The sequence below is a fragment of the Bradyrhizobium sp. USDA 223 genome, from assembly GCF_044909005.1.
GTDB classification, from domain to species: domain Bacteria; phylum Pseudomonadota; class Alphaproteobacteria; order Rhizobiales; family Xanthobacteraceae; genus Bradyrhizobium; species Bradyrhizobium yuanmingense.
Window position 1 is genome coordinate 1,447,631 of the sequence record NZ_JBIYDR010000001.1, and the last position, 19,994, is coordinate 1,467,624.

Below are 19,994 nucleotides of genomic sequence, written 5' to 3' on the forward strand. Positions count from 1 at the left end.
CCGGATCAGGCCGCGTGGACGGCAAATGCGCGCTTGCGGCGGATCGGCCAGGCGAATTGCGGTCCCGGCTCGCCGTGATCCGCGCTGCCGCCGAAATACTGGATGATCTCGCGGCAGGGTTCGCAATTGAACAGGTTACGCGACGCGGACGCCTTGGTCATTTCCTTCAGGCAGTTCGGGCAATGCGGTTTCATGGGCGGTCCGGAAAAGAGTTCTTAGTGTCGGCGCGGCGAGCCAAGCGAACGGTCGAGGTCCGAAGTGTCGAGCCCGGCATCGTCGTCCAGCGTGCCATCGGCGCGCTCGAGGCGGCCGAAGAAATAATCGAGGCTCGGATGCGGGCGCCGTGGAATCCGGCACCGGCGCTTCGGCTGACGCCTCACGAGTGCGATCTGCATGACGTCAGCCCCTGGTGCGGTCGCGACGGATGTTGCGGGCCGGACGTGCCGGGGCCTCGACCGGTCCGGCCGAGGGACCGAACACCACGAACGCACTGAAACCAATCCACAACGCCACGCCAGTCCAAACCAGGGTCGTCGTCATGATGTGCTCCCGCGAAAACAGGCAGGAATCACTAGCAATGATTTGCGCGAATCAGTGAAGTCCGGATGAGTACGGACCAAGGCTACAATTTTAAGGTTTGCGCCTTGCAGAACCCGTGGAAGCCGCAGTTCTTCCCGCGTGCGGCCGACGCACTTTGCCGGTGCGCGCATCGTCGAGGATATCCCGGATGCGCCTTGCGTCTCGAACACAGCGAAATCCATAGCGCCCGGTGTAGTCGGCATCGGGCGAACGGGTCGAGCGCCCTGACGCAAAGTTGAGGTGGCCGACGCCGCCGCCGATGTCGAGGATTTCGAATACTTCATCCATGGCGTCGAACGAAGTAGCACTCACGCTGCGTCTGCTCCAGGCCGTGCGCACGATCAGCGCGCGGCGGTCGGTGATCACATAAAGCGTCTGCAGGTCTTGCAGCAGCATCACGAACGGAGCTGCAATCATCCCAACTCCAATCATTGCCAGAGGTTGGGTCGCTTGGTCGATCCAATCGTTGCTGACGGCGATGACGGTCAGCAACAACCAGGGAAATCCGATCCACCAGAGAAATCGCCACATTGTCGCGTTGGCGATGGCGTCGGGCTGCCCCTGCCAGACCACTTGCTCTCCATCCTGAAGGGACTCGGCGAGAAGACGAAGCAGGCCGGCAGTAAACGGAGTGGCGCGGAGTTTATCCATTCCACTTGGTCGTAGCGGCCGCGGCTCCGGTTCGGATCGCGATGGTCTCAGATCGCCTCGCCGCGTGCCCCAAGTGCCGCGTTGCGGATCGCGGCGATGTTGGTCTTGTAGGCCTCCTGCGTGCCGCCTTTGAACACCGAGGTGCCCGCGACGAAAGCGTTGGCGCCGGCCGCGGCGAGCGCACCCGCAACATCGGGGCCGACGCCGCCGTCGACCTCGATGTCGATCGGGCGGCCCGCAACCATCGCGCGGATGTCCCGGATCTTGCCGATCGCGGAGGAGATGAAGGCCTGGCCGCCGAAGCCGGGATTGACCGACATCACCAGCACGAGGTCGACGAGGTCGAGAACGTATTCGAGCGCGCTGATCGGCGTCGCCGGATTGAGCGAGACGCCGGCCTTCTTGCCGAGCGCGCGGATGGCTTGGAGCGAGCGGTGCAAATGGGGACCTGCCTCCGCGTGCACGGTGATGTGGTCGCAGCCGGCTTTCGCGAAGGCCTCGAGATAGGGATCGCAGGGCGAGATCATCAGATGCGCGTCGAAGATCTTCTTGGTGTGCGGGCGCATCGCCCTGATGACGTCAGGACCGTAGGAGATGTTCGGAACGAAGTGCCCGTCCATCACGTCGAGATGGATCCAGTCGGCGCCGGCGGCGTCGACGCTGCGCACCTCCTCGCCGAGCTTCGAGAAGTCCGAGGCCAGGATCGAGGGCGCGATGGCCAGGGGGCGGGGGGCGAAAGCTTGGGTCATGGCGCGTTTTCCCGGGACGGACGGACGACGAATGGCCTCGCCTAACATGGGCCCTTGTGGCGGGCAATGCAGGAGGGGCGCGCTTCCTGTGGGCGGAAATTTCTGCCGCCGGCGGCATGAATTGCCGATGTTTCCGCGGCTGCACGACCCGACGGATGCGGATATCGTTGAGCTTTTCGCGATGGCACGGCGCTTGCTGAGTTCAGCCGCAGAACATTGGTCGCGGCATGCCGCATCCTGTTGGAGTTGTGCAATGTTGTTCGCCCTTGGTGCGGTATCGAGCGCGCTCGACGCGATCCAGTCGCTGACAAACGCGAAATCGTCGTCGGCGGCGCACAAGACGGGCTCCTCGCAGAGCGCGCCGACCAATCCGTTCGCAATCGACAGCGGCAGCAGCAGCACGACCGGCGCGACCTCGTCGGTCAATGCAGGTAAATATCCGCAGATCTCGGCGGAGACGATGAATGCGCTGTTCGCGGCGCAGAGCCAGTCGGCCGACGGCACATCCTCGACGTCGAAGGGCCGGGAGGCTGCGCTGAAGGATCTCTTCTCGCGGATCGACGTGGATGGCGACGGCAAGATCACCAAGTCCGAGTTCGAGGAAGCGCTTGGCGCGGGCGGCACCAATCTGGCCCAGGCCGACGACGTGTTTTCGAAGATGGACGCGAATGCGGACGGCAGCGTCAATCTCGGCGAGATGACGAAGGCGCTGAGGGGCGGTCACGGCCGTGATCACGCGGAAGGCGCGGGCGATGGCTCGGATTCCTCGTCGCAACCCAGCCGCGGTTCGACGTCGACCACGACGACCAACGCCGACGGCTCGACCACCACCACCGTCACCTATGCCGACGGCTTCAAGATGTCGACCACGGTGCCGGGCGCCGCCAGCTCGTCGAATGCGAAAGGAGGCGGCAATTCGCCTTATGATTGGTTCGGGCAGATGATGCAGCGCCAGGCGCAGGCCAGCGCGGGATCAGCAGCTTCATCGATGTCGATCAGCGTGTGAGCCCATCCCGAAGCTAACCGGCAGGTTCGTGCGTGATGTCACGACAGGCATAGCGGTCGCGGATCTCGCGATTGAAGAACGTTCCTTTTGCGCGCGCATCCCTGAACGCGGCAGCGATCTCGGGCGGAACATCCTCATAGACATAGAGGCGCCCGCTGACGAACGTCACCTTCAGCTCGCGTCTATCTGGCGCATAGCAAAAGAAGCGGATCACGGAAGAGGGCATGGCCGCACACCTTGTCCGCCGGGTAACGCTTGGGTGACGGTTTCGTTTCTAGCCGAACCGGTCCTTCCAAGCCGCCTGCGCGCCCGGAAACGGTAGGGCCGTCGCGCTGTAGACGCCGCGGGCGATCGCGCGGGCGACCACGTTGGCGGCGATCGTGCCGAGCTCGGTGAGACCAACCAGCGGCTCGATCGGCTTTTCGCAGGTGGCGGCGGCGAACAGCACGTCGCCGTCGGTCGGCGCATGCACCGGATAGATCGCGCGGGCGAAGCCGGTATGCGCGATCATCGCCAGCCGCTTGGCCTGCGGCTTGGTCAGCACCGCGTTGGTCACGACGGCGCCGATGGTGGTGTTCTCGCGCGCGCTCGCGGCAGGACCGCCCTTGATGCGCATGCGGAGCATGTCCTCGGTGAACTTGTCCGGCAGGCCGCGTCCACCGAATTCGCCGTCCACCTCGAACGGCGCCGCCCAGAACCACGGGCCAACGCCGACGGTGACGCTGCCCACGGCATTGACGGCGACGATCGCCGCGACCTTGATTCCGCTCGGCGTCACGGCCGATGCCGAGCCGAGCCCGCCCTTGAACGTCGCGGTGGTGGCGCCGAAGCCGGCGCCGGCGCTGCCAAGCGCGAAATCCGCGTTGGTGGCGGCAGTCGCTGCGGCATAGCCGAGGTCGCGATAGGGCGAGAAGCGCCCCCAGGCCTTGTCGCCGCCATTGAGCAGGTCGAATAGGATCGCCCCCGGCACGATCGGGATCAGCGCTTCGCGAACGCGGTGGCCGCGGCCCTGCTCGGCGAGCCAGGCCTGCACGCCGCCGCCGGTGTCGAGGCCGAAGGCCGAGCCGCCCGACAGCGCGATGGCGTCGACGCGCTCGACCGTGTTGGCGAGATCGAGCAGTGCATCCTCGCGCGTGCCGGGGCCGCCGCCACGCACGTCGATCGCGGCGATCGCAGGAGAATCGAAGATGATCGCGGTCGCGCCGGAACCGACTTTCGAATCTTCGGCGTGGCCGACCCGGACGCCGGCGATATCGGTGAGAAGGTTCTTCAAGGCGGCCTCGTGTTTGAGAATTCGCGATATGCGATAGCGCAGCAATGCCGCAGGCTCAACCGGCGAGCGCGGTCCTCAGCATCTTGGCGAGCTCGGACTTGCGGTAGGGCTTGGCCAGCAGCAGCACGCCGGAATCGAGCCGGCCGTGATGGACGATGGCGTTCTCGGTGTAGCCCGAGGTGAACAGCGTCTTCAGGTCGGGGCGGCGCTTGTGCGCTTCGTCCGCCAGCTGGCGGCCGTTCATGTTGCCGGGCATGATGATGTCGGTGAACAGCAGGTCGATGGTCTCGTCGCTGTCGATGATATTGAGCGCCTCTGCGCCGTTGGCGGCCTCGAGCGCGGTATAGCCGAGGCTCTTGACCTGCGTCACGACATACTGCCGCACCAAGGCATCGTCCTCGACGATCAGGATCTTCTCGTTACCGCCGGTGATTGGCGCATTCTGGAGCGATTCGAACTCGGTCTCCTGCACACCTGTCGAGCGCGGCAGGTAGATCTTCACGCTCGTGCCGTGGCCTTCCTCGCTGTAGATCTTGATGTGCCCGCCCGATTGCTTGACGAAGCCGAACACCATGCTGAGGCCGAGGCCAGTGCCCTTGCCGACCTCCTTGGTCGTGAAGAAGGGATCGAACACCCGGTCGATCAGCTCGGCAGGAATTCCGCTGCCGGTGTCGCTGACTGCGATCATCACGTAATTGCCGGCAACGACGTCGGGGTTCATGCTGGCATAGCCGTCGTCGAGGAAGATGTTGCGGGTCTCCAGCACCAGGGTGCCGCCCTCGGGCATGGCGTCGCGCGCGTTCAGCGCGAGATTGAGGATCGCGGTGGAGAGCTGGCCCGGGTCGACCAGCGTTGGCCAGGCATCCTCGGTGAGCTGCGGCATGATGGTGATCTGCTCGCCGAGCGTCGGATGCAAGAGCTTGGCGGCTTCGAGCACCAGTGCGTTGACGTCGATCTCCCGCGGCTGGAGCGGCTGCTTGCGGGCGAAGGCGAGCAGATGCTTGGTCAGCTGCGCGCCGCGCTCGGCGGCGTCGTCGATCAGCTTGGTGATCGCGGCAAGCTCGGGCCGGTCGGCGACCGCGTCGCTGAGAATGCCGATCGTGCCCGTGATCACCGTCAGCACGTTGTTGAAGTCGTGCGCGACGCCGCCAGTCAACTGGCCGATCGAGTCCATTTTCTGGACCTGCCGGAGCTGGGCTTCGGCGGCCTGCTTGTCGGTGAGGTCGCGGCCGATGAAGAAGTGGCGTTTCACCGGCTCCGACCACGTGCCCATCCAGTTCAGCGTGACGTCGTGACCGTCGTAATGGTAGTAGCGCGCCTCGAAGCTGCGCTTGACCGCGCCGCGACGGGCTGCACGCATCTCGTTCCGCGTCTTCTCGAGATCGTCGGGATGGATGAATTCGGTCGCGCTGTGCCCGACCATGTCCTCGGGAGCGTAGCCGAGAATGTTCCGCACGCTCGGGCTGACCTGGATGAAATTGCCATAGCCGTCAGTGACCAGGATCAGGTCCTGCGATGTCTCGAAGATGCGCTGGCGTTCCTCGGTCTCGCGGCGCAGCTTCTCTCTGGCCTGCTTTTCTTCGGTGATGTCGTGGGCGATCTTGGAAGCGCCGATGATCTCTCCATCGTCGGTCCGCAGCGGTGAGACGTTTAGGACGACGTTGAGCGGGCGGCCGTCTTTCCGGATTCGGACCGTCTCGTGCTGGGCGATCGACTCGTTGCTGGCGATCTGGTTGAGGATGCTTCTGATTTCGCCCTTGCGATCCGGCGGCACGATGATGTCGATCGGCTTGCCGACGGCCTCGGCGGCGGCGTAGCCGAACAGATTTTCGGCGGCCTTGTTCCAGCCGGTGATGATGCCGTCGAGCGACTTGGTGATGATCGCGTCATTGGAGGATTCGACCACGGCGCCGTACAGCGCGAGGCGTTTGCCGAAATAGTCGCGTTCCGAGGCCGATTGCTGGCGCAGCTTTCCGACGAGGCCCACTGTACGCGCCTGGAGGCGGACATTCTCGACCAGGAGCACCGCCAGCACGAAGGTCGCCGCGGCGAGGCCGTAGAGCCGGCCGGCATAGAATCCGAGATCGAAGCGCGCGACGTTGACGATCGCCGACAGGGCGATGTCGAACAGCCAGGCGCACATGACCACCATGAGCCAGATGTCGATCACCGTATGCGGCTTGCGGAACCAGAGCGAGATCAGCGCGGCAAAGCTCAGCGACCACACGAAGGACACGACGCCGATCATGGTTGCCGTGTAGCGGCCCTCGCTCAACAGCACCGGCAACAGATCGTGCTGCGCGGTGACGATCCAGGCGAAGACCGCCATCGCGGCGACCACGCTGAGCCCGCAGGCATAAATCGCCTTGCTTACCGCGCCGCGGATCCGGGGCCCACCGTCCTGTTCCTTCAGCCAGGCATATGCCATCACGCAGAGCGGAAAGCCGGCGTGCCAGATCATGTAGAGCCACACCGTGGTCTGCCGGCCCGCGCCCAGGAGTCCCGTCGGGGCGAACAGCCCTGGGAAGGTGAGGGCATGAACCAGCGCCGCCGCCGCGGTGAAGAGATAGCCGCCCGCGAGCCACAGCAGCGCGCGGGTCCGCAGAATCGCAAATTGTGACAGCAGCAGCACGGCCGTGACGATGTCGCTCACGGCCAGCGCGGATTGATAGCTGGCGACAAAGGCGGGGACCGGCAGGAGCGGGGTACCAGCGAAGGGCACGGCTGCGGCGAACAGGAGCGAGGATACACCGACGATCGTCAATGCTGCGGTGCGGTCGGCCCCGGTGGCCGGCAGGGTCGACAGAAATGTGCTTCGGTCGATCGCCGCCGGCACGTCCATCTCGCGCGAGTCGGTGGGCTTAAGCATCTCCGCTAGTCTCATTGGCCGGCTGTCCGTTCATCGTAGCGGGTTCTGGGCGCGGGTGGTCAACGGAACCGGTTTACGACTCAACCGAGGGTTACAGCTTACCTAATTTCGGTGAGCGCACGGAACAGTGATCGGTAAGGGGCGCTTTACGGGGCGGTGTCATAATGCCCTGCCGCCGCGGCCGGTTCCAGGTTTGAAACAGGCGATTTTGATGTCGAGATCGGGAGTTTGCCCTATGCCCCGCGTTCTCATCATCGACGACCAGAAGGACGTCCGTGCGATGTGGCGATCGTGCTTCGGGTCAACCATTTCGAGGTCGTGGAGGCCGAAAGCGGCGCGGCGGGGCTGAAGGCCTTTGCGGAAGGCCGCTTTGACGCGGCGAATGTGGACATCTTCCTCGGTGATACCAGCGGCGTCGACGTCATCACCGCCTTGCGCGAACGCGCGCCGGCGCTGCCGGTGATTGCGGTATCCGGGATGACGGCACTCGATTTCATGGACCAATCGCCCCACCTCGCCAACGTGGTCGGCCTGCAAAAGTCGTTTCGGCCGAACGATCTGCTGCAGGCCCTGCGGAAGGCCCAGGCCGCGGCCGGCGGCGAGATTTCGGCCGCGGTCTGACCGGCAAAAGAACGCCCCGGCAAGCCGGGGCGTGGTCGCGATGGCGGGAGCCTTCGGGGGATCGCTGATCGGGATCCCCGAAGAGCATTCTGGATCAAGAGCCCTTGATCAGGAGCCCTTGGCGCCGAGCTCGGCGTAATTGCCCTTTGCGTCCCACTTGTAGACGACATAGTCGATCTGCTTGAGGTCGCCCTTGGCGTCAATCTCGATCGGGCCGAGCACCGTGTCCCACTTGCCGGCCTTGATGGTCTCCATGACCTTCTTGGCGTCGGTGGTACCGGCCTTCTTGACCGCCTGCGTCCAGACCTGCAGCGCAGCGTAGGTATAGAGCGTATAGCCTTCCGGATCGATGCCCTTGGCCTTGAACGCCTCGACGATCTTCTTCGCGGTCGGCTTGTTGCGCGGGTCGGGACCGAAGGTGAACAGCGTGCCTTCGCCGGCGGGACCGGTGATGGAGGCGTACTCCTTGTCGGCGAGCGCGTCGCCCGACATCAGCACCGTCTTCAGGCCCTGATCGCGCATCTGGCGCAGGATGAGGCCGGCTTCCTGATGGTAACCGCCGACATAGACGAGTTCGACATTATCCTTCTTCAGGCGCGAGACGATCGCATTGAAGTCCTTGTCGCCCTTGTTGTAGGATTCGTACATCTTCTCGGTAATGCCGGCCTTGTTGAGCGCCTTCTTGGTCTCGTCGGCAAGACCCTTGCCGTAGGTGGTCTTGTCGTTGAGGATCGCGATGTTCTTGCCCTTGTAGTTCTTGGCGATGTACTGCGCGGCGATCAGGCCCTGCTGGTCGTCGCGGCCGCACACCCGGGCCACGTTCCACAGCTTGCGCTCGGTGAAGAGCGGGTTGGTCGAAGCCGGGGTGATTTGCAGGACGTTACCGTCCGCATAGGCTTCAGAGGCAGGGATCGAAGACGACGAGCAGAAATGGCCGGCGACGAACGGGATCTTGGCGCCGGCGATCTTTTCCGCGATCGAGCGGGCCTGTTTCGGATCGCAGGCGTCGTCCTCGGCGTTGAGCGCGAGCTTCTTGCCGTTGACGCCACCGGCGGCATTGATGTCGGCCACGGCCATCTCGGCGCCGTTCTTCATCTGGCGGCCGAAGGCGGACTCGCCGCCGGTCATCGGGCCTGCGACTGCGACGGTGACATCCTGCGCGAATGCCGCGCTCGACAGCGCGAGCGATGCGCCGAATGCCAGACCGATGAGCTTCAGTGATTTCATGAGATACCTCGCGGGTGGTCGCCTGTGGAAGTTGCCGGGCATGCCCGGTTCAAACCGGCGCCATTCTTGAATGAATTCGAGGAGAAGTCACCGGCAAAATACGGGCATACGCCAAGATATCTAGCCGCATCCTCGCGCAGGGCGGGGCCCGGGTTAGTGCCGTCCGCCTTCCAGATAAGCGGCCCGGATTTCGGGGCGCTGCAGCAATTCGGCGCCGCTGCCGGCCAGCGTGATCAGGCCATTGACCATGACATAGCCGCGGTGGGCGAGCTTGAGGGCATGGTTGGCGTTTTGCTCGACGATCAGCACGGTCAGGCCGTCCTGCCGGTTCAGTGTGCGGATGGCGTCGAAAATCTGCCGCGCGATGAGCGGGGCGAGCCCCAGCGAGGGTTCATCGAGCAGGAGCAGGCGAGGGCGGCTCATCAAGGCGCGGCCGATCGCGAGCATCTGCTGCTCGCCGCCGGACAGGGTTCCGCCGCGCTGGGCGAAACGCTCCTTCAGGCGGGGAAACAGGGCGAACACGCGCTCGAGCGTGCTCTCCCGTTCCGCCGGCGTGCTCTCGGTGACGTCGGCCCCCATCTGGAGGTTCTCGGCGACGCTCATGCGCGGGAAGATGCGGCGGCCTTCGGGCGACTGCGCGATGCGCAAATGGGCGATCTCGTGGGTCGGGACGGCCGTGATGTCCTTGCCCTCGTACAGGATCTGCCCGGCGCGGGCGCGCGGCTTGCCGAAGATCGTCATCATCAGCGTCGACTTGCCGGCGCCGTTGGCGCCGATCAGCGCCACGATCTCGCCCGCATTGATGTCGACGTCGACGCCCTTCAGAGCCTCGATCTTGCCGTAGGCCGCGCGCAGGCCCCGGATCGCGAGCAGGGGGGGCGCCGCCGTCACGATCCGCTCTCCATGACGGCCGCGGCTTCTTCCTCGTCGGTGCCGAGATAGGCGGCGATCACCTTGGGATCGTCGCGCACCTCGCGCGGCGTGCCTTGTGCGATCTTCACGCCGTGATCCATCACCACGATGTGGTCGGAGATCTCCATCACCACCGACATGTCATGTTCGATCAGGAGGATCGACGTTCCCAGGTCGTTGCGGATCGAAAGCAGGAGCTCGTTCAGCGCCGCGCTCTCTCGCGCGTTGAGGCCGGCGGCGGGTTCGTCCAGGCACAGCAGCGCGGGCTCGGTGCACATCGCGCGCGCGATTTCCAGCCGGCGCTGGTCGCCATAGGCGAAATTGCCGGCGGCATCGTCGGCGCGGTCGAGCAGGTTGACCCGCTTCAGCCAGTCGGTGGCAAGATCGATCGCGCGCTTTTCGGCCTCGCGGTAGGCGGGCGCGCCGACGAGGCCGAGCAAGGTGAAGCCCGAGGCGTGCATCAACGCGTTGTGCTGCGCCACCATCAGGTTCTCCAGCGCCGTCATGCCGGGAAACAGGCGGATGTTCTGGAACGTGCGGGCGACCTTGGCCTGCTTGGCGATGCGGAAATCGTTGAGCCGCTCCAGCGCGATTTCCCTGCCGTCGTCATGGGTCAGGCGAATCGACCCGCCGGTCGGCTTGTAGAAGCCGGTGATGCAGTTGAACACGGTGGTTTTGCCGGCACCGTTCGGCCCGATCAGCGCGGTGATCTTCTTCCGCTCGGCGGCGAACGAGAGATCTTGCACGGCGACGATGCCGCCGAAGCGCATGGTCAGCCGGTCGACGCTGAGGATCGTGCTGCGGCTCATCCGTGGCCTTCCTTGACGAGGTCGGAGGAGATGGCCTGCGACTTCTTCAGGTAGACGGTCGGCGCGCGATGGCCGACCAGGCCGCGTGGCCGCCAGATCATGATCAGCACCATCGCCCAGCCGAACACCAGCATGCGATAGTTTTCGAGGCCGCGGAACAGCTCGAACCCGCCGATCATGGTCAGCGCCGCCAGCGCGACGCCCAGCTGCGAGCCCATGCCGCCGAGCACGACGATGGCGAGCACCAGCGCCGATTCGTGGAAGGTGAACGATTCCGGGCTGATGAAGCCCTGCCGGGTGGCGAAGAAGGCGCCGGCGAAGCCACCGAACATGGCGCCGGTCGCGAACGCCGTGAGCTTGGTCGTCGTGGTGTTGATGCCAAGCGCGCGGCAGGCGACCTCGTCCTCGCGCAAGGCTTCCCAGGCGCGCCCGATCGGCAGCCGGCGCAGGCGGATCGTCACCCAATTGGTGAGCAGCGCCAGCGCCAGGATCAGATAGAACAGGAAGACGATGCGGTGGGTCGGCGAATACTCGATGCGGAGCAGGGCGGCCAACCCATCGTCGCTCCTGTCGAGCGGAATGCCGAACAGGGTCGGACGCGGAATACCGGATACGCCGTTCGGTCCGCCGGTCAGATCCTGCCAGTTGATCAGGACGAGGCGGATGATCTCGCCGAAGGCGAGCGTCACGATGGCGAGATAGTCGCCGCGCAGGCGCAGCACGGGGAAGCCGAGCAGCACGCCCCAGAATGCGGCGAGGATGCCGGCGAGCGGCAGGCAGATCCAGAACGACCAGCCGAAATTGGTGGCGAGCAGCGCATAGGAATAGGCGCCGACCGCATAGAACGCGACGTAGCCGAGATCGAGCAGGCCGGCGAGCCCGACCACGACGTTGAGGCCCCAGCCCAGCATCACATAGGTGAGCACGAGAATGGCGAGGTCGAGGATATAGCGCTGGTTATAGAAGATCACGGGCACCAGCAGCGTGAAGATCAGCAGCGCGGGCGCAAGATAGCGGCCGACCAGCGACATGCCCTTCTGCACCGCCGGCGGCACGAGCGTCTCGGTGCCGGCAGGGCCGATCCATTGCCTGAGCAGCTCGATCGCGATCGAGCCGCCGAACACCGCGGCGACGAGGGAGGCGAGCTCGCCGAATCGCGTCCAGTAGGTGAGCTGGCCCTCGGGCCCCGCCTCGGTGCGGATGCCGACCATCAGCGAGAACAGCACCAGCGCAATGAGGGCGTTGATGAAGGCGGTCTTGAGGAGGGCGGCGGTGCCCGTTGCAGGTTTGGTCGTGTGGGTCGAGGGTGCTGTCACGCGGCCGATCCGTTAGACTTTTTCGACTTCGGGACGGCCGAGCAGGCCGGTCGGCATGAAGATCAGCACGACGATCAGGATCGAGAACGCCGCAACGTCCTTGTACTCGACCGAGAAATAGGCCGACCAGAACGTCTCGATCAGGCCGATCAAAAGCCCGCCGAGCATGGCGCCGGGCAGGGAGCCGATGCCGCCGAGCACCGCGGCCGTGAAGGCCTTGATCCCGGCGACGAAGCCCATGAAGAAGTCGACCAGGCCGTAATAGAGCAGGTACATCAGGCCCGCGACGGCGGCGAGCGCCGCGCCGATCACGAAGGTCATGGAGATGGTGCGGTCGACGTTGACGCCGAGCAGCGCCGCCATGGTCTGATCCTGCTCGCAGGCGCGCATGTCGCGCCCGAGCCGGGTGTTCGACACCAGCCAGGTGAAGATGGCCAGCAGCACGATGGTGGTGATGACGACGATGATCTGGATGTTGGAGAGCTGGATGACGAAGCCGTCCGCGCTTTCATGCAGCGTATAGCCGCCGGTGATGACGGGCGGGATCGGCTTGACCCGGGCGCCTTGCGCCACTTGCGAATAATTCGTCAGCACGAACGACATGCCGATGGCCGACAGCATCGGGGCGAGGCGGAAGGAATGGCGCAGCGGCCGGTAGGCGATGCGCTCGATAGTCCAGCCATAGAGCGCCGTGATCGCCATCGAGACAAGCAGCACCAAGAGCAGGATCACGGGAACGGCCGTGAGGCCGAGCGAGATCAGGATCAGGAAGGTGATGAGGGCGATGAAGCCGCCGATCATGAAGACGTCGCCATGGGCGAAGTTGATCATGCCGACGATGCCGTAAACCATCGTGTAGCCGATCGCGATCAGGCCGTAGATTGAGCCGAGCACGAGGCCGTTGATGAGCTGCTGGGCGAAATAATCCATAAGCTGCCGTACCCAAACTTGACGCGGCTCAAAGGGAGCTCTTGCAGAGAGTTCTTGGGCCCCGGCAGCCCTTGAGCGTTCACCAGGTTTTGTAACAGGAGGGAACTGGCGGCTGCAACTGGCCCGGTCTCCGCCTTAAGGCTTGTACAGAGATCATTTCAGTGCCGGGTTCCCTCGGTCCTGCGAGGAACCTGGTCCCCAAGGCAACCAAAGTGGATGCAGGCCGTTGTCTTGCCTCTGACGTCCAACAAGGGAGTTTCCCCGAATGACGAAGCAGCAGAACCAGAATCCGGGTCAGCAGAACCAGAACCCCGGCCAGCAGCGCCCCGGGCAGCAGCAGGGTGGGGGTCAGAAACCCGGACAGCAGCAGCAGGATCCGCGCCAGGGCGATCGCCCGGGCCAGCAGCAGGGCGGCCAGCGCGACCAGGAATAGCGAGTTTGGGAACCCAGGAGTGAGGAGAGGCCCCGCCGGAAGGCGGGGCCTTTTTTCTTGGGGCCATCGTTTGCCCGTCATTCCGGGAGGTGCGTCAGCACCAGACCTCAGGTGCGCAACTGCGCACCGGGGAATCTCGAGATTCTCGGCTGTGCAATTGTGCACCATAGTTCGGCTCTGCGAGCCGCCCCGGAATGACGAAAGCGGGCGGGCAGTTAAGGTAAACAAAGGGTTTAAATTGCCGCCACAGTCTGATGCGAGTTAGCTCCGGCATGGCCGCCGCCTTCCATCGAAGGCTCGGCAAACCAGGCGGGAAGCGGCATGTTCAGGAACTGGCGGATCGGCTCGGTCAACGGCGCGCTGCTGGCGGCCTATTTCATTCCCGTCTGGAGCCTCATAGCCTTCAGCATCATCGTGGCGCCCGTGCGCGGCCTCTACGAGCGGCCGAGCGTCGCGGTGGCGCTGTACCTGAGCGACCATCTGCAGATGGCGGGCATGGACACGGTACGTGCCGCCTGGCTGCTGGCGCTCGGACGGCTGACCGTGGTGGCGTTCTTTGCGATCTACCTCGTGCTGCTCTGCATTCCCCGCACCCGCAAGGGCGGCGGCAGCGACGAGGCGCTCGGTATTGCGCTGGCAATCGGCAGCCTGATCTCCTTTGCCAGCATGGTGATGGCCTCGAAGGTCGGCGAGCTGGCTGCGCTTCGGCTGCACGCCACCGAGCTCCTGATGCTGCTCGGTGCCGCGGTCGTGCTCGTGATCGAGAAGCCGGCAGCTGCGCCGAAGGTGGCCGAGGTCGCCGCACCGCCGAATCTTCAGCCTCTAGGTCTTGAGCAGGCCGAGCTCCTGCACAATCGCTGAGGCTTCCTTGACGGCGTGGTTGGCGGCCGGCACGCCGCAATAGATCGCCTGCTGCAGCAGGATCTCCTTGATGTCCTCGGGCGTGAAGCCGCCCTCAGCGAGCGCCGCACGCACGTGCAGGCGGAATTCGTCCCATTGCCCGAGCGCGACCATGGTGCCGATCACCAGCACGCGGCGCGTGCGCTCGTCGAAATGCGGCCGCGTCCAGATCTCGCCCCAGGCGTAACGGGTGATCAGGTCCTGGAAGTCGGTGTTGAAGGCGTTGCGGTTCGCGATCGACTTGTCGACCCAGGCATCGCCCAGCACCTTGCGGCGCACGTTCATGCCGCCATCGCGGCGCTTCTGGTCGTCCATGGTGTTTCTCCTCTTTCGTCATTGCGAGCGCAGCGAAGCAATCCAGAAATGTGCCCGCGGAGACGGACTGGATTGCTTCGTCGCTACGCTCCTCGCAATGACGGGTTGTTGCTAGCGCTGCGTCAGGAACCCCACCACCGCATCCGTGAACGCATGCGGCTGCTCGACGTTCGAAATGTGCGCGGCGTCGATGATGGTCATGCTGGCGCCGGGAATGCTGGAGCGGATCAATTCGGCCGCCGAGATCGGCGTCGCCACGTCGTGGCGGCCGGCGATCACCAGCGTCGGGCTTTTGATTTTCGGCAGCAGCGCGCGCTGGTCGAGCGCCGACAGCGCCTCGCAGCAGGCGAGATAACCCTCGACAGGCGAGGCGAGCAGCATCGCTTTCATCTTCGCGGTGATCGCAGGTTCGCGCTCGCGAAAATCCTGGGTGAGCCAGCCCGCGATCACGGCGTCCGCGACCGCGGCGATGCCACCCTCTTTTACCGCCTTGATGCGGTTGTGCCAGTTTGTTGGATCGGGGTAGTAGCAGGACGTATTGGCGAGGATGAGCTTGCCGAACCGTTCGGGCGCATTGGCGCCGAGCCATTGCCCGACCATGCCGCCCATCGACAAGCCGCACCAATGCACCTTCTCGATGTTGAGATCGTCGAGGATCGCAAGCACGTCGCGGCCGAAGCGCTCCATCGTGTAGGGGCCGGGCGGGACGTTGGACTTGCCGTGGCCGCGGCGGTCGTAGCGGATGACGCGGAACACCTGCGTCAGCGCCTTCATCTGCGGCTCCCACATCTGCAGCGTGCAGCCGAGCGAGTTCGACAGCATCAAGGTCGGCCCGCCGTCGCGGCCTTCCACGGAGACGTTGAGGAGGCATCCGTCGGCATCGATCATGGGCATGCGGCGTCTCCGTCGTATCTTGCGGTTCTTATTCGCGGTCGAGGTTGTCGAGCAGGCGGTCGATCAGCGCCTGTGACGCCCCTTGATAGGCCATCGGCTCGAACAATGCCGCAATTTTTTCCGCCGTAAGGTGCGCGGTGACTTGCGAATCGGCCGACAGCACCTCGCGCAGATGCTTCTTCTCGGCGACGGCACGCTTGCTCGCGGCCTCGACGAGATGATGTGCATCGCTCTTGCCGATGGCTTCGGCGAGCGCGAAGGTGACGGCCTCGGCCATGATCAACCCATGCGTCGCATCGAGATTGCTGCGCATGCGCGCCGCATCGACCTCGAGACCCTCGGCGATGTCGACGACGGCAGCCAGCGCGCCTGACGTGACCAGCATCAATTGCGGCAGCGTCGGCCATTCCGCGTGCCAGGGGCCTGCGCTGCGTTCGTGATCCTGCACTTGGGCGGCGAAGATTGTCGCGGCGAGCTGCGGGGCCATGGTGGAAGCGCCCAGCGCGCTCGCGGCTGCGACCGGGTTGCGCTTGTGCGGCATAGTCGAGGAGCCGCCGCGGCCTTCGCCGGCCGGCTCGAACGCTTCGGCGACGTCGGTCTGCATCAGCAGCGAGACGTCGCGCGCGATCTTGCCGCAGCTGCCGGCGAGAATGGCGAAGCAGGATGCGGCCTCGGCGATGCGGTCGCGATGGGTATGCCAGGGCGCCTCGGGCAGCGGCAGATCGAGCTCCTGCGCCAGGCGTTCGGCCACCGCGAGCCCCTTGTCGCCGAGCGCCGCGAGCGTGCCGGCGGCGCCGCCGAATTGCAGCGCGAGGCCCTCGCGGGAGAGCCGCCGCAGGCGGCAGCGGGCGCGGGCAAGGCTCGAGGCGTATTCGGCGGCCTTCAGCCCGAATGGCATCGGCAGCGCGTGCTGGAGCCAGGTCCGCGCCACCATCGCGGTGTTGCGATGGCTGCGCGCCAGTGCGGCAAAGCCCTTGATGGCGCGGCTGAGGTCGGCATCCAGCGCCGCGATGCCGGCGCGGAGCATCAGCATGGTCGCGGTGTCGATGACGTCCTGGCTGGTCGCGCCCCAATGCACGTAGCGCGCGGCCTCCGCGTCTTTCTTGCCGACACTGGCGGTCAGCATCTTGACCAGGGGAATCGCGAGATTGCCCGACCGCGTCGCGGCCTCGGCCAGTGCGGCCATGTCGAAGCCATCGGCCTTGCACGCCGCCTCGATCGGTCCGACGGCGGATGCGGGAATCACCGCACTGGCGGCTTCGGCGCGTGCCAAGGCTGCCTCGAAATCGAGCATGTTCTGCAAGGTCGACCGATCGTCGCAGACCGCGCGCATGGCGGCGCTCGACAGCATCGGTGCGAGCAGGGGGGAGATGGATGTGCTCATGTTGCGCGCGACCTAATCATCATGGCCCGGTCCTGCCAATCCCCCACCGCCCGCACACGTCATTTTGCAGTTGCGAATATGCATTGCACGTGACCGGGCGCCGGTCTTTCCTTTGCCGCTTCGCTGCGTTACTTGATCAGCATTATAGTTACGCGATCCGGGAGGCACCCTCATGGCCATGACAATGAACGGCGAAGTCCAGCTTGCGGCGCCGCGCGAGGCCGTGTGGGCCAAGCTCAACGATCCCGAGGTGCTGAAGGCCTGCATCCCCGGCTGCGAGGAGCTGGAGAAGACCGACGACGGCGGCTTCCGCGCGACGGCGAAGATGAAGGTCGGGCCGGTGTCGGCGCGCTTCAAGGGCAAGGTCACGCTGTCCGATCTCGACCCGCCGAACGGCTACAAGATTTCCGGTGAGGGCGAGGGCGGGGTGGCCGGATTCGCCAAGGGCGGCGCGGCGGTCAAGCTCGCCGAGAAGGACGGCGGCACGCTGCTCTCCTACGACGTCGAGGCGCAGATCGGCGGCAAGTTGGCGCAGCTCGGCCAGCGCCTCATCAACGGTGCCGCCAAGAAGCTGGCCGACGAGTTTTTCGCGAACTTCGCCAAGGCCGTACAGAGCTGAAGGTCCAATACCCTTAGCATAGCGCCTTCGGCATGGCGCCTTGCGCCCGGGGTGATGTTGCCCCGGGGCATAATGGCCCATATGATGGGTTGGAATAATTATAAGAACCGCTTCGACGGGACCCGTCGGGGCGCTGACAGAGAGTGCTTATGGCAAAAATCTCCCTCATCGTGAACGGCAATCCTGTGACGGCCAACGTCGACCCCCGAACGCTTCTGGTGCAATTCCTGCGCGAGAATCTGCGGCTGACGGGCACCCATGTCGGCTGCGACACCTCGCAGTGCGGCGCCTGCGTCGTGCATCTCGACGGCAAGGCCGTGAAGTCCTGCACCACGCTTGCGGTGATGGCCGACGGCCACGAGGTCAAGACGATCGAGGGGCTGGCTGCCGACGGCGCGCCGCTGCATCCGATGCAGGAGGCCTTCCGCGAGCACCACGGCCTGCAGTGCGGCTTCTGCACGCCCGGCATGATCATGACCGCGATCGATATCGTGCACCGCAAGGGCCATGAGCTCGACGACCACACCATTCGCGAGGAGCTCGAAGGCAATCTCTGCCGCTGCACGGGCTACCAGAACATCGTCGCCTCGATCTCCGCCGGCGCCAAGGCGATGGCCAAATCCGACCTCGCGTAACGCGCCTCCCGCGATCAGGACATACAGATGTACGAATTCAAATATCATCGCCCTGGGACCGTTCGCCAGGCGGCCAACCTCCTGGTGAAGAACGAGGACGCCAAGGTGATCGCCGGCGGCCACACACTGATTCCGGTCATGAAGCAGCGCCTCGCGAGCCCGCCGCACCTGGTCGACCTCTCCCATATCGAGGGGCTCAATGCGATCGAGATGAAGGGCCGCTCGCTGGTGATCGGCGCCACCGCCAAGCATGCCGAGGTCGCCAGCTCCGCCATCGTCGGTGAGGCCATTCCGGCGCTGGCGAATCTCGCCAGCCAGATCGGCGATCCCGCCGTGCGTCACAAGGGCACGATCGGCGGCTCGCTCGCCAACAACGATCCGACCGCCGATTATCCGGCCGCAGTGCTCGCGCTCGGGGCCACCATCGTCACCAACAAGCGCCGCCTCAAGGCGGAAGAGTTCTTCCAGGGCCTGTTCACGACCGCGCTCGAAGCGGATGAGATCATCACCAAGGTGATGTTCCCACTGCCGAAGAAGGCCGCTTACGTCAAGTTCCGCAACCAGGCTTCGCGCTATGCGCTGGTCGGGGTGTTCGTGGCGCGGCGTCCTTCGGACGTGCGCGTTGCCGTCACCGGTGCGGGCTCCGAAGGCGTGTTTCGCATCACCGCATTCGAGGAAGCCTTGAAGAAGCGCTTCGCCTCGAAGGCGCTGGAGGGCATCGCCGTACCGGCAGAAGGCCTCAACAGCGACATCCACGGCAGCGCCGAATACCGCGCGCATCTCATCGGCGTGCTGACGCGGCGCGCCGTCGATGCCGCCAATGCCAAGGAATGAGCTGACCTCATTCCTCGGTCCAGACCTGTCCCCGGTGAGGGCGTAGCGAGACTGGCTTTTTCATGACTTCAGCGGCCACTTCTTCCGGTGCTTTGCCGGCATCGGTCGATGCGATGCTCGAACTCCTGACGTCGCGCGGCTATCTCGCTGAGCGCTCGCTGGCGACAGTGACGTATCTGTCGCTGCGTATGGGCCGACCGCTGTTCCTGGAAGGCGAGGCCGGCGTCGGCAAGACCGAGATCGCGAAGGTGCTCTCGGCGGCGCTGGGGCGGAAGCTGATCCGCCTGCAGTGCTATGAAGGCCTCGACGTCTCCTCCGCGGTGTATGAGTGGAACAGCGCGTCGCAGATGATCGCGATCCGGATGGCGGAAGCCGCGGGCGACACTGATCGCGATCAGCTTTCGAGCGATATCTTCGCCGACCGCTACATGATCAAGCGGCCGCTGCTCCAGGCGCTGGAGCCTGACGTCGCCGGTCCGCCGGTGCTGCTGATCGACGAGCTCGACCGTGCCGACGAAGCGTTCGAGGCCTACCTGCTCGAGATCCTCAGTGACTTCCAGGTGACCATCCCCGAATTCGGCACCGTGAAGGCGCCGCATCCGCCGATCGTCATCATCACCTCCAACCGTACCCGCGAGATCCACGACGCGCTGAAGCGGCGCTGCCTCTATCACTGGGTCGATTATCCCGCCGCCGAGCGCGAGCTCGCGATCGTCAAGACACGCGTGCCCGGCATCTCCGCCAAGCTTTCGCAGCAGGTCGTGCGCTTCGTGCAGGCGCTGCGCAACCAGGACTTCTACAAGTCGCCGGGCGTTGCCGAGACCATCGACTGGGCCACGGCGCTGTCGGAGCTCGATGCCCGCTCGCTGACCCCGCAAGTGGTCGGCGACACGCTGGGCGCGCTGCTCAAGTACCAGGACGACATCACCCGCATGCAGGGCGACACGCTGCAGAAGGTGCTGAAGGACGCGACGAGCGAGAACTGATCTCGCGTCAAATTGAGTTCGTCATTCCGGGGCGCGACGAAGTCGCGAGCCC

23 protein-coding genes and 1 pseudogene are annotated in these 19,994 nt (G+C 65.1%); 8 read left to right on the plus strand and 16 right to left on the minus strand.

Annotated elements, in window-relative coordinates:
• Positions 1 to 5: 5 nt before the first annotated feature.
• The 5 genes from ABIA40_RS06350 to rpe all read right to left on the minus strand — a co-directional run bounded on the left by ABIA40_RS06350 (position 6) and on the right by rpe (position 1,979).
• Positions 6 to 194 carry a hypothetical protein gene (locus ABIA40_RS06350; RefSeq protein WP_109143246.1) on the minus strand — a complete coding sequence of 63 codons (189 nt, stop codon included), beginning with the start codon at positions 192 to 194 and terminating at the stop codon, positions 6 to 8.
• A 21-nt stretch (positions 195 to 215) separates the two neighbouring features.
• Positions 216 to 395, minus strand: coding sequence for a hypothetical protein (locus ABIA40_RS06355; RefSeq protein ID WP_157280726.1), 180 nt, complete (start codon positions 393 to 395; stop codon positions 216 to 218).
• A 4-nt stretch (positions 396 to 399) separates the two neighbouring features.
• Complete coding sequence (locus ABIA40_RS06360) at positions 400 to 540, minus strand: hypothetical protein (RefSeq protein WP_167361692.1); 141 nt, start codon at positions 538 to 540, stop codon at positions 400 to 402.
• A 90-nt stretch (positions 541 to 630) separates the two neighbouring features.
• Positions 631 to 1,230 (minus strand): hypothetical protein, encoded by a 600-nt coding sequence (locus tag ABIA40_RS06365; protein ID WP_404539944.1) that lies wholly within the window; start codon positions 1,228 to 1,230, stop codon positions 631 to 633.
• A 47-nt stretch (positions 1,231 to 1,277) separates the two neighbouring features.
• The gene (gene rpe / locus ABIA40_RS06370; RefSeq protein WP_404539947.1) at positions 1,278 to 1,979 is read right to left on the minus strand and encodes a ribulose-phosphate 3-epimerase; all 702 of its coding nucleotides are present in this window, start codon (positions 1,977 to 1,979) and stop codon (positions 1,278 to 1,280) included.
• A gap of 253 nt (positions 1,980 to 2,232) precedes the next feature.
• Between rpe and ABIA40_RS06375 the strand changes: the two genes are divergently transcribed.
• Positions 2,233 to 2,985: an EF-hand domain-containing protein gene (locus tag ABIA40_RS06375; protein WP_404539950.1), complete on the plus strand. Its 753-nt coding sequence runs from the start codon at positions 2,233 to 2,235 to the stop codon at positions 2,983 to 2,985.
• A gap of 13 nt (positions 2,986 to 2,998) precedes the next feature.
• Here the strand turns inward: ABIA40_RS06375 and ABIA40_RS06380 are convergent, their stop codons facing one another.
• From ABIA40_RS06380 to ABIA40_RS06390, 3 genes are read right to left on the minus strand one after another with little or no spacing between them, the layout of a single operon-like run.
• A complete protein-coding gene (locus ABIA40_RS06380) occupies positions 2,999 to 3,211 on the minus strand; it encodes a KTSC domain-containing protein (protein ID WP_404539953.1) in 213 nt (70 codons plus the stop codon).
• Between the two features lie 48 nt (positions 3,212 to 3,259).
• Positions 3,260 to 4,258 carry a P1 family peptidase gene (locus tag ABIA40_RS06385; RefSeq protein WP_404539956.1) on the minus strand — a complete coding sequence of 333 codons (999 nt, stop codon included), beginning with the start codon at positions 4,256 to 4,258 and terminating at the stop codon, positions 3,260 to 3,262.
• A 55-nt stretch (positions 4,259 to 4,313) separates the two neighbouring features.
• On the minus strand, positions 4,314 to 7,127 hold the full coding sequence (locus tag ABIA40_RS06390; RefSeq protein WP_404539959.1) for a PAS domain S-box protein: 2,814 nt from the start codon (positions 7,125 to 7,127) through the stop codon (positions 4,314 to 4,316).
• Between the two features lie 235 nt (positions 7,128 to 7,362).
• On the opposite strand from ABIA40_RS06390, the pseudogene ABIA40_RS06395 reads away from it, so the two are divergent.
• Positions 7,363 to 7,748 (plus strand): annotated as a pseudogene (locus ABIA40_RS06395) (response regulator).
• 108 nt (positions 7,749 to 7,856) lie between these two features.
• Here the strand turns inward: ABIA40_RS06395 and ABIA40_RS06400 are convergent.
• The 5 genes from ABIA40_RS06400 to ABIA40_RS06420 form a co-directional block, all read right to left on the minus strand.
• Complete coding sequence (locus ABIA40_RS06400) at positions 7,857 to 8,975, minus strand: branched-chain amino acid ABC transporter substrate-binding protein (protein ID WP_271544874.1); 1,119 nt, start codon at positions 8,973 to 8,975, stop codon at positions 7,857 to 7,859.
• Positions 8,976 to 9,128: 153 nt separating this feature from the next.
• Complete coding sequence (locus tag ABIA40_RS06405; protein ID WP_271544872.1) at positions 9,129 to 9,866, minus strand: ABC transporter ATP-binding protein; 738 nt, start codon at positions 9,864 to 9,866, stop codon at positions 9,129 to 9,131.
• Positions 9,863 to 10,696, minus strand: a complete 834-nt coding sequence (locus tag ABIA40_RS06410; RefSeq protein ID WP_271544870.1) for an ABC transporter ATP-binding protein — start codon at positions 10,694 to 10,696, stop codon at positions 9,863 to 9,865. The genes ABIA40_RS06405 and ABIA40_RS06410 overlap by 4 nt, the downstream gene beginning before the upstream one ends.
• A complete protein-coding gene (gene livM / locus ABIA40_RS06415; protein WP_271544868.1) occupies positions 10,693 to 12,012 on the minus strand; it encodes a high-affinity branched-chain amino acid ABC transporter permease LivM in 1,320 nt (439 codons plus the stop codon). Before livM ends, ABIA40_RS06410 begins: the two co-directional genes overlap by 4 nt.
• A gap of 12 nt (positions 12,013 to 12,024) precedes the next feature.
• Entirely contained in the window at positions 12,025 to 12,942 is a 918-nt protein-coding gene (locus ABIA40_RS06420; protein ID WP_271544866.1) for an ABC transporter permease subunit, read from the minus strand.
• A 265-nt stretch (positions 12,943 to 13,207) separates the two neighbouring features.
• On the opposite strand from ABIA40_RS06420, the gene ABIA40_RS06425 reads away from it, so the two are divergent.
• Entirely contained in the window at positions 13,208 to 13,375 is a 168-nt protein-coding gene (locus ABIA40_RS06425; protein WP_271544864.1) for a hypothetical protein, read from the plus strand.
• A 321-nt stretch (positions 13,376 to 13,696) separates the two neighbouring features.
• Positions 13,697 to 14,236, plus strand: a complete 540-nt coding sequence (locus tag ABIA40_RS06430; protein WP_404539964.1) for a hypothetical protein — start codon at positions 13,697 to 13,699, stop codon at positions 14,234 to 14,236.
• Here the strand turns inward: ABIA40_RS06430 and ABIA40_RS06435 are convergent.
• From ABIA40_RS06435 to ABIA40_RS06445, 3 genes are all read right to left on the minus strand, one after another.
• The gene (locus tag ABIA40_RS06435) at positions 14,198 to 14,590 is read right to left on the minus strand and encodes a carboxymuconolactone decarboxylase family protein (protein WP_404539967.1); all 393 of its coding nucleotides are present in this window, start codon (positions 14,588 to 14,590) and stop codon (positions 14,198 to 14,200) included. The genes ABIA40_RS06430 and ABIA40_RS06435 overlap by 39 nt on opposite strands.
• Before the next feature lie 111 nt (positions 14,591 to 14,701).
• Positions 14,702 to 15,484, minus strand: a complete 783-nt coding sequence (gene pcaD / locus ABIA40_RS06440; RefSeq protein WP_404539970.1) for a 3-oxoadipate enol-lactonase — start codon at positions 15,482 to 15,484, stop codon at positions 14,702 to 14,704.
• 28 nt (positions 15,485 to 15,512) lie between these two features.
• Positions 15,513 to 16,868, minus strand: coding sequence for a 3-carboxy-cis,cis-muconate cycloisomerase (locus ABIA40_RS06445; protein ID WP_404539973.1), 1,356 nt, complete (start codon positions 16,866 to 16,868; stop codon positions 15,513 to 15,515).
• A 172-nt stretch (positions 16,869 to 17,040) separates the two neighbouring features.
• Between ABIA40_RS06445 and ABIA40_RS06450 the strand changes: the two genes are divergently transcribed.
• From ABIA40_RS06450 to ABIA40_RS06465, 4 genes are all read left to right on the plus strand, one after another.
• On the plus strand, positions 17,041 to 17,487 hold the full coding sequence (locus ABIA40_RS06450) for a carbon monoxide dehydrogenase subunit G (RefSeq protein ID WP_126260910.1): 447 nt from the start codon (positions 17,041 to 17,043) through the stop codon (positions 17,485 to 17,487).
• 149 nt (positions 17,488 to 17,636) lie between these two features.
• A complete protein-coding gene (locus ABIA40_RS06455; protein ID WP_014494194.1) occupies positions 17,637 to 18,122 on the plus strand; it encodes a (2Fe-2S)-binding protein in 486 nt (161 codons plus the stop codon).
• 27 nt (positions 18,123 to 18,149) lie between these two features.
• Positions 18,150 to 18,956, plus strand: coding sequence for an FAD binding domain-containing protein (locus ABIA40_RS06460; protein ID WP_404539976.1), 807 nt, complete (start codon positions 18,150 to 18,152; stop codon positions 18,954 to 18,956).
• 62 nt (positions 18,957 to 19,018) lie between these two features.
• A complete protein-coding gene (locus ABIA40_RS06465; protein ID WP_036027789.1) occupies positions 19,019 to 19,942 on the plus strand; it encodes a MoxR family ATPase in 924 nt (307 codons plus the stop codon).
• Positions 19,943 to 19,994 lie beyond the last annotated feature (52 nt).

Excerpts from the sequence above, each read along its gene's own strand:
- ABIA40_RS06350 (WP_109143246.1), bottom strand. The coding sequence starts at position 194 with ATGAAACCGCATTGCCCGAACTGCCTGAAGGAAATGACCAAGGCGTCC.
- ABIA40_RS06355 (WP_157280726.1), bottom strand. The coding sequence starts at position 395 with ATGCAGATCGCACTCGTGAGGCGTCAGCCGAAGCGCCGGTGCCGGATT.
- ABIA40_RS06360 (WP_167361692.1), bottom strand. The coding sequence starts at position 540 with ATGACGACGACCCTGGTTTGGACTGGCGTGGCGTTGTGGATTGGTTTC.
- ABIA40_RS06365 (WP_404539944.1), bottom strand. The coding sequence starts at position 1,230 with ATGGATAAACTCCGCGCCACTCCGTTTACTGCCGGCCTGCTTCGTCTT.
- rpe (WP_404539947.1), bottom strand. The coding sequence starts at position 1,979 with ATGACCCAAGCTTTCGCCCCCCGCCCCCTGGCCATCGCGCCCTCGATC.
- ABIA40_RS06375 (WP_404539950.1), top strand. The coding sequence starts at position 2,233 with ATGTTGTTCGCCCTTGGTGCGGTATCGAGCGCGCTCGACGCGATCCAG.
- ABIA40_RS06380 (WP_404539953.1), bottom strand. The coding sequence starts at position 3,211 with ATGCCCTCTTCCGTGATCCGCTTCTTTTGCTATGCGCCAGATAGACGC.
- ABIA40_RS06390 (WP_404539959.1), bottom strand. The coding sequence starts at position 7,127 with ATGCTTAAGCCCACCGACTCGCGCGAGATGGACGTGCCGGCGGCGATC.
- ABIA40_RS06400 (WP_271544874.1), bottom strand. The coding sequence starts at position 8,975 with ATGAAATCACTGAAGCTCATCGGTCTGGCATTCGGCGCATCGCTCGCG.
- ABIA40_RS06410 (WP_271544870.1), bottom strand. The coding sequence starts at position 10,696 with ATGAGCCGCAGCACGATCCTCAGCGTCGACCGGCTGACCATGCGCTTC.
- ABIA40_RS06420 (WP_271544866.1), bottom strand. The coding sequence starts at position 12,942 with ATGGATTATTTCGCCCAGCAGCTCATCAACGGCCTCGTGCTCGGCTCA.
- ABIA40_RS06425 (WP_271544864.1), top strand. The coding sequence starts at position 13,208 with ATGACGAAGCAGCAGAACCAGAATCCGGGTCAGCAGAACCAGAACCCC.
- ABIA40_RS06430 (WP_404539964.1), top strand. The coding sequence starts at position 13,697 with ATGTTCAGGAACTGGCGGATCGGCTCGGTCAACGGCGCGCTGCTGGCG.
- ABIA40_RS06435 (WP_404539967.1), bottom strand. The coding sequence starts at position 14,590 with ATGGACGACCAGAAGCGCCGCGATGGCGGCATGAACGTGCGCCGCAAG.
- pcaD (WP_404539970.1), bottom strand. The coding sequence starts at position 15,484 with ATGCCCATGATCGATGCCGACGGATGCCTCCTCAACGTCTCCGTGGAA.
- ABIA40_RS06445 (WP_404539973.1), bottom strand. The coding sequence starts at position 16,868 with ATGAGCACATCCATCTCCCCCCTGCTCGCACCGATGCTGTCGAGCGCC.
- ABIA40_RS06450 (WP_126260910.1), top strand. The coding sequence starts at position 17,041 with ATGGCCATGACAATGAACGGCGAAGTCCAGCTTGCGGCGCCGCGCGAG.
- ABIA40_RS06455 (WP_014494194.1), top strand. The coding sequence starts at position 17,637 with ATGGCAAAAATCTCCCTCATCGTGAACGGCAATCCTGTGACGGCCAAC.
- ABIA40_RS06460 (WP_404539976.1), top strand. The coding sequence starts at position 18,150 with ATGTACGAATTCAAATATCATCGCCCTGGGACCGTTCGCCAGGCGGCC.
- ABIA40_RS06465 (WP_036027789.1), top strand. The coding sequence starts at position 19,019 with ATGACTTCAGCGGCCACTTCTTCCGGTGCTTTGCCGGCATCGGTCGAT.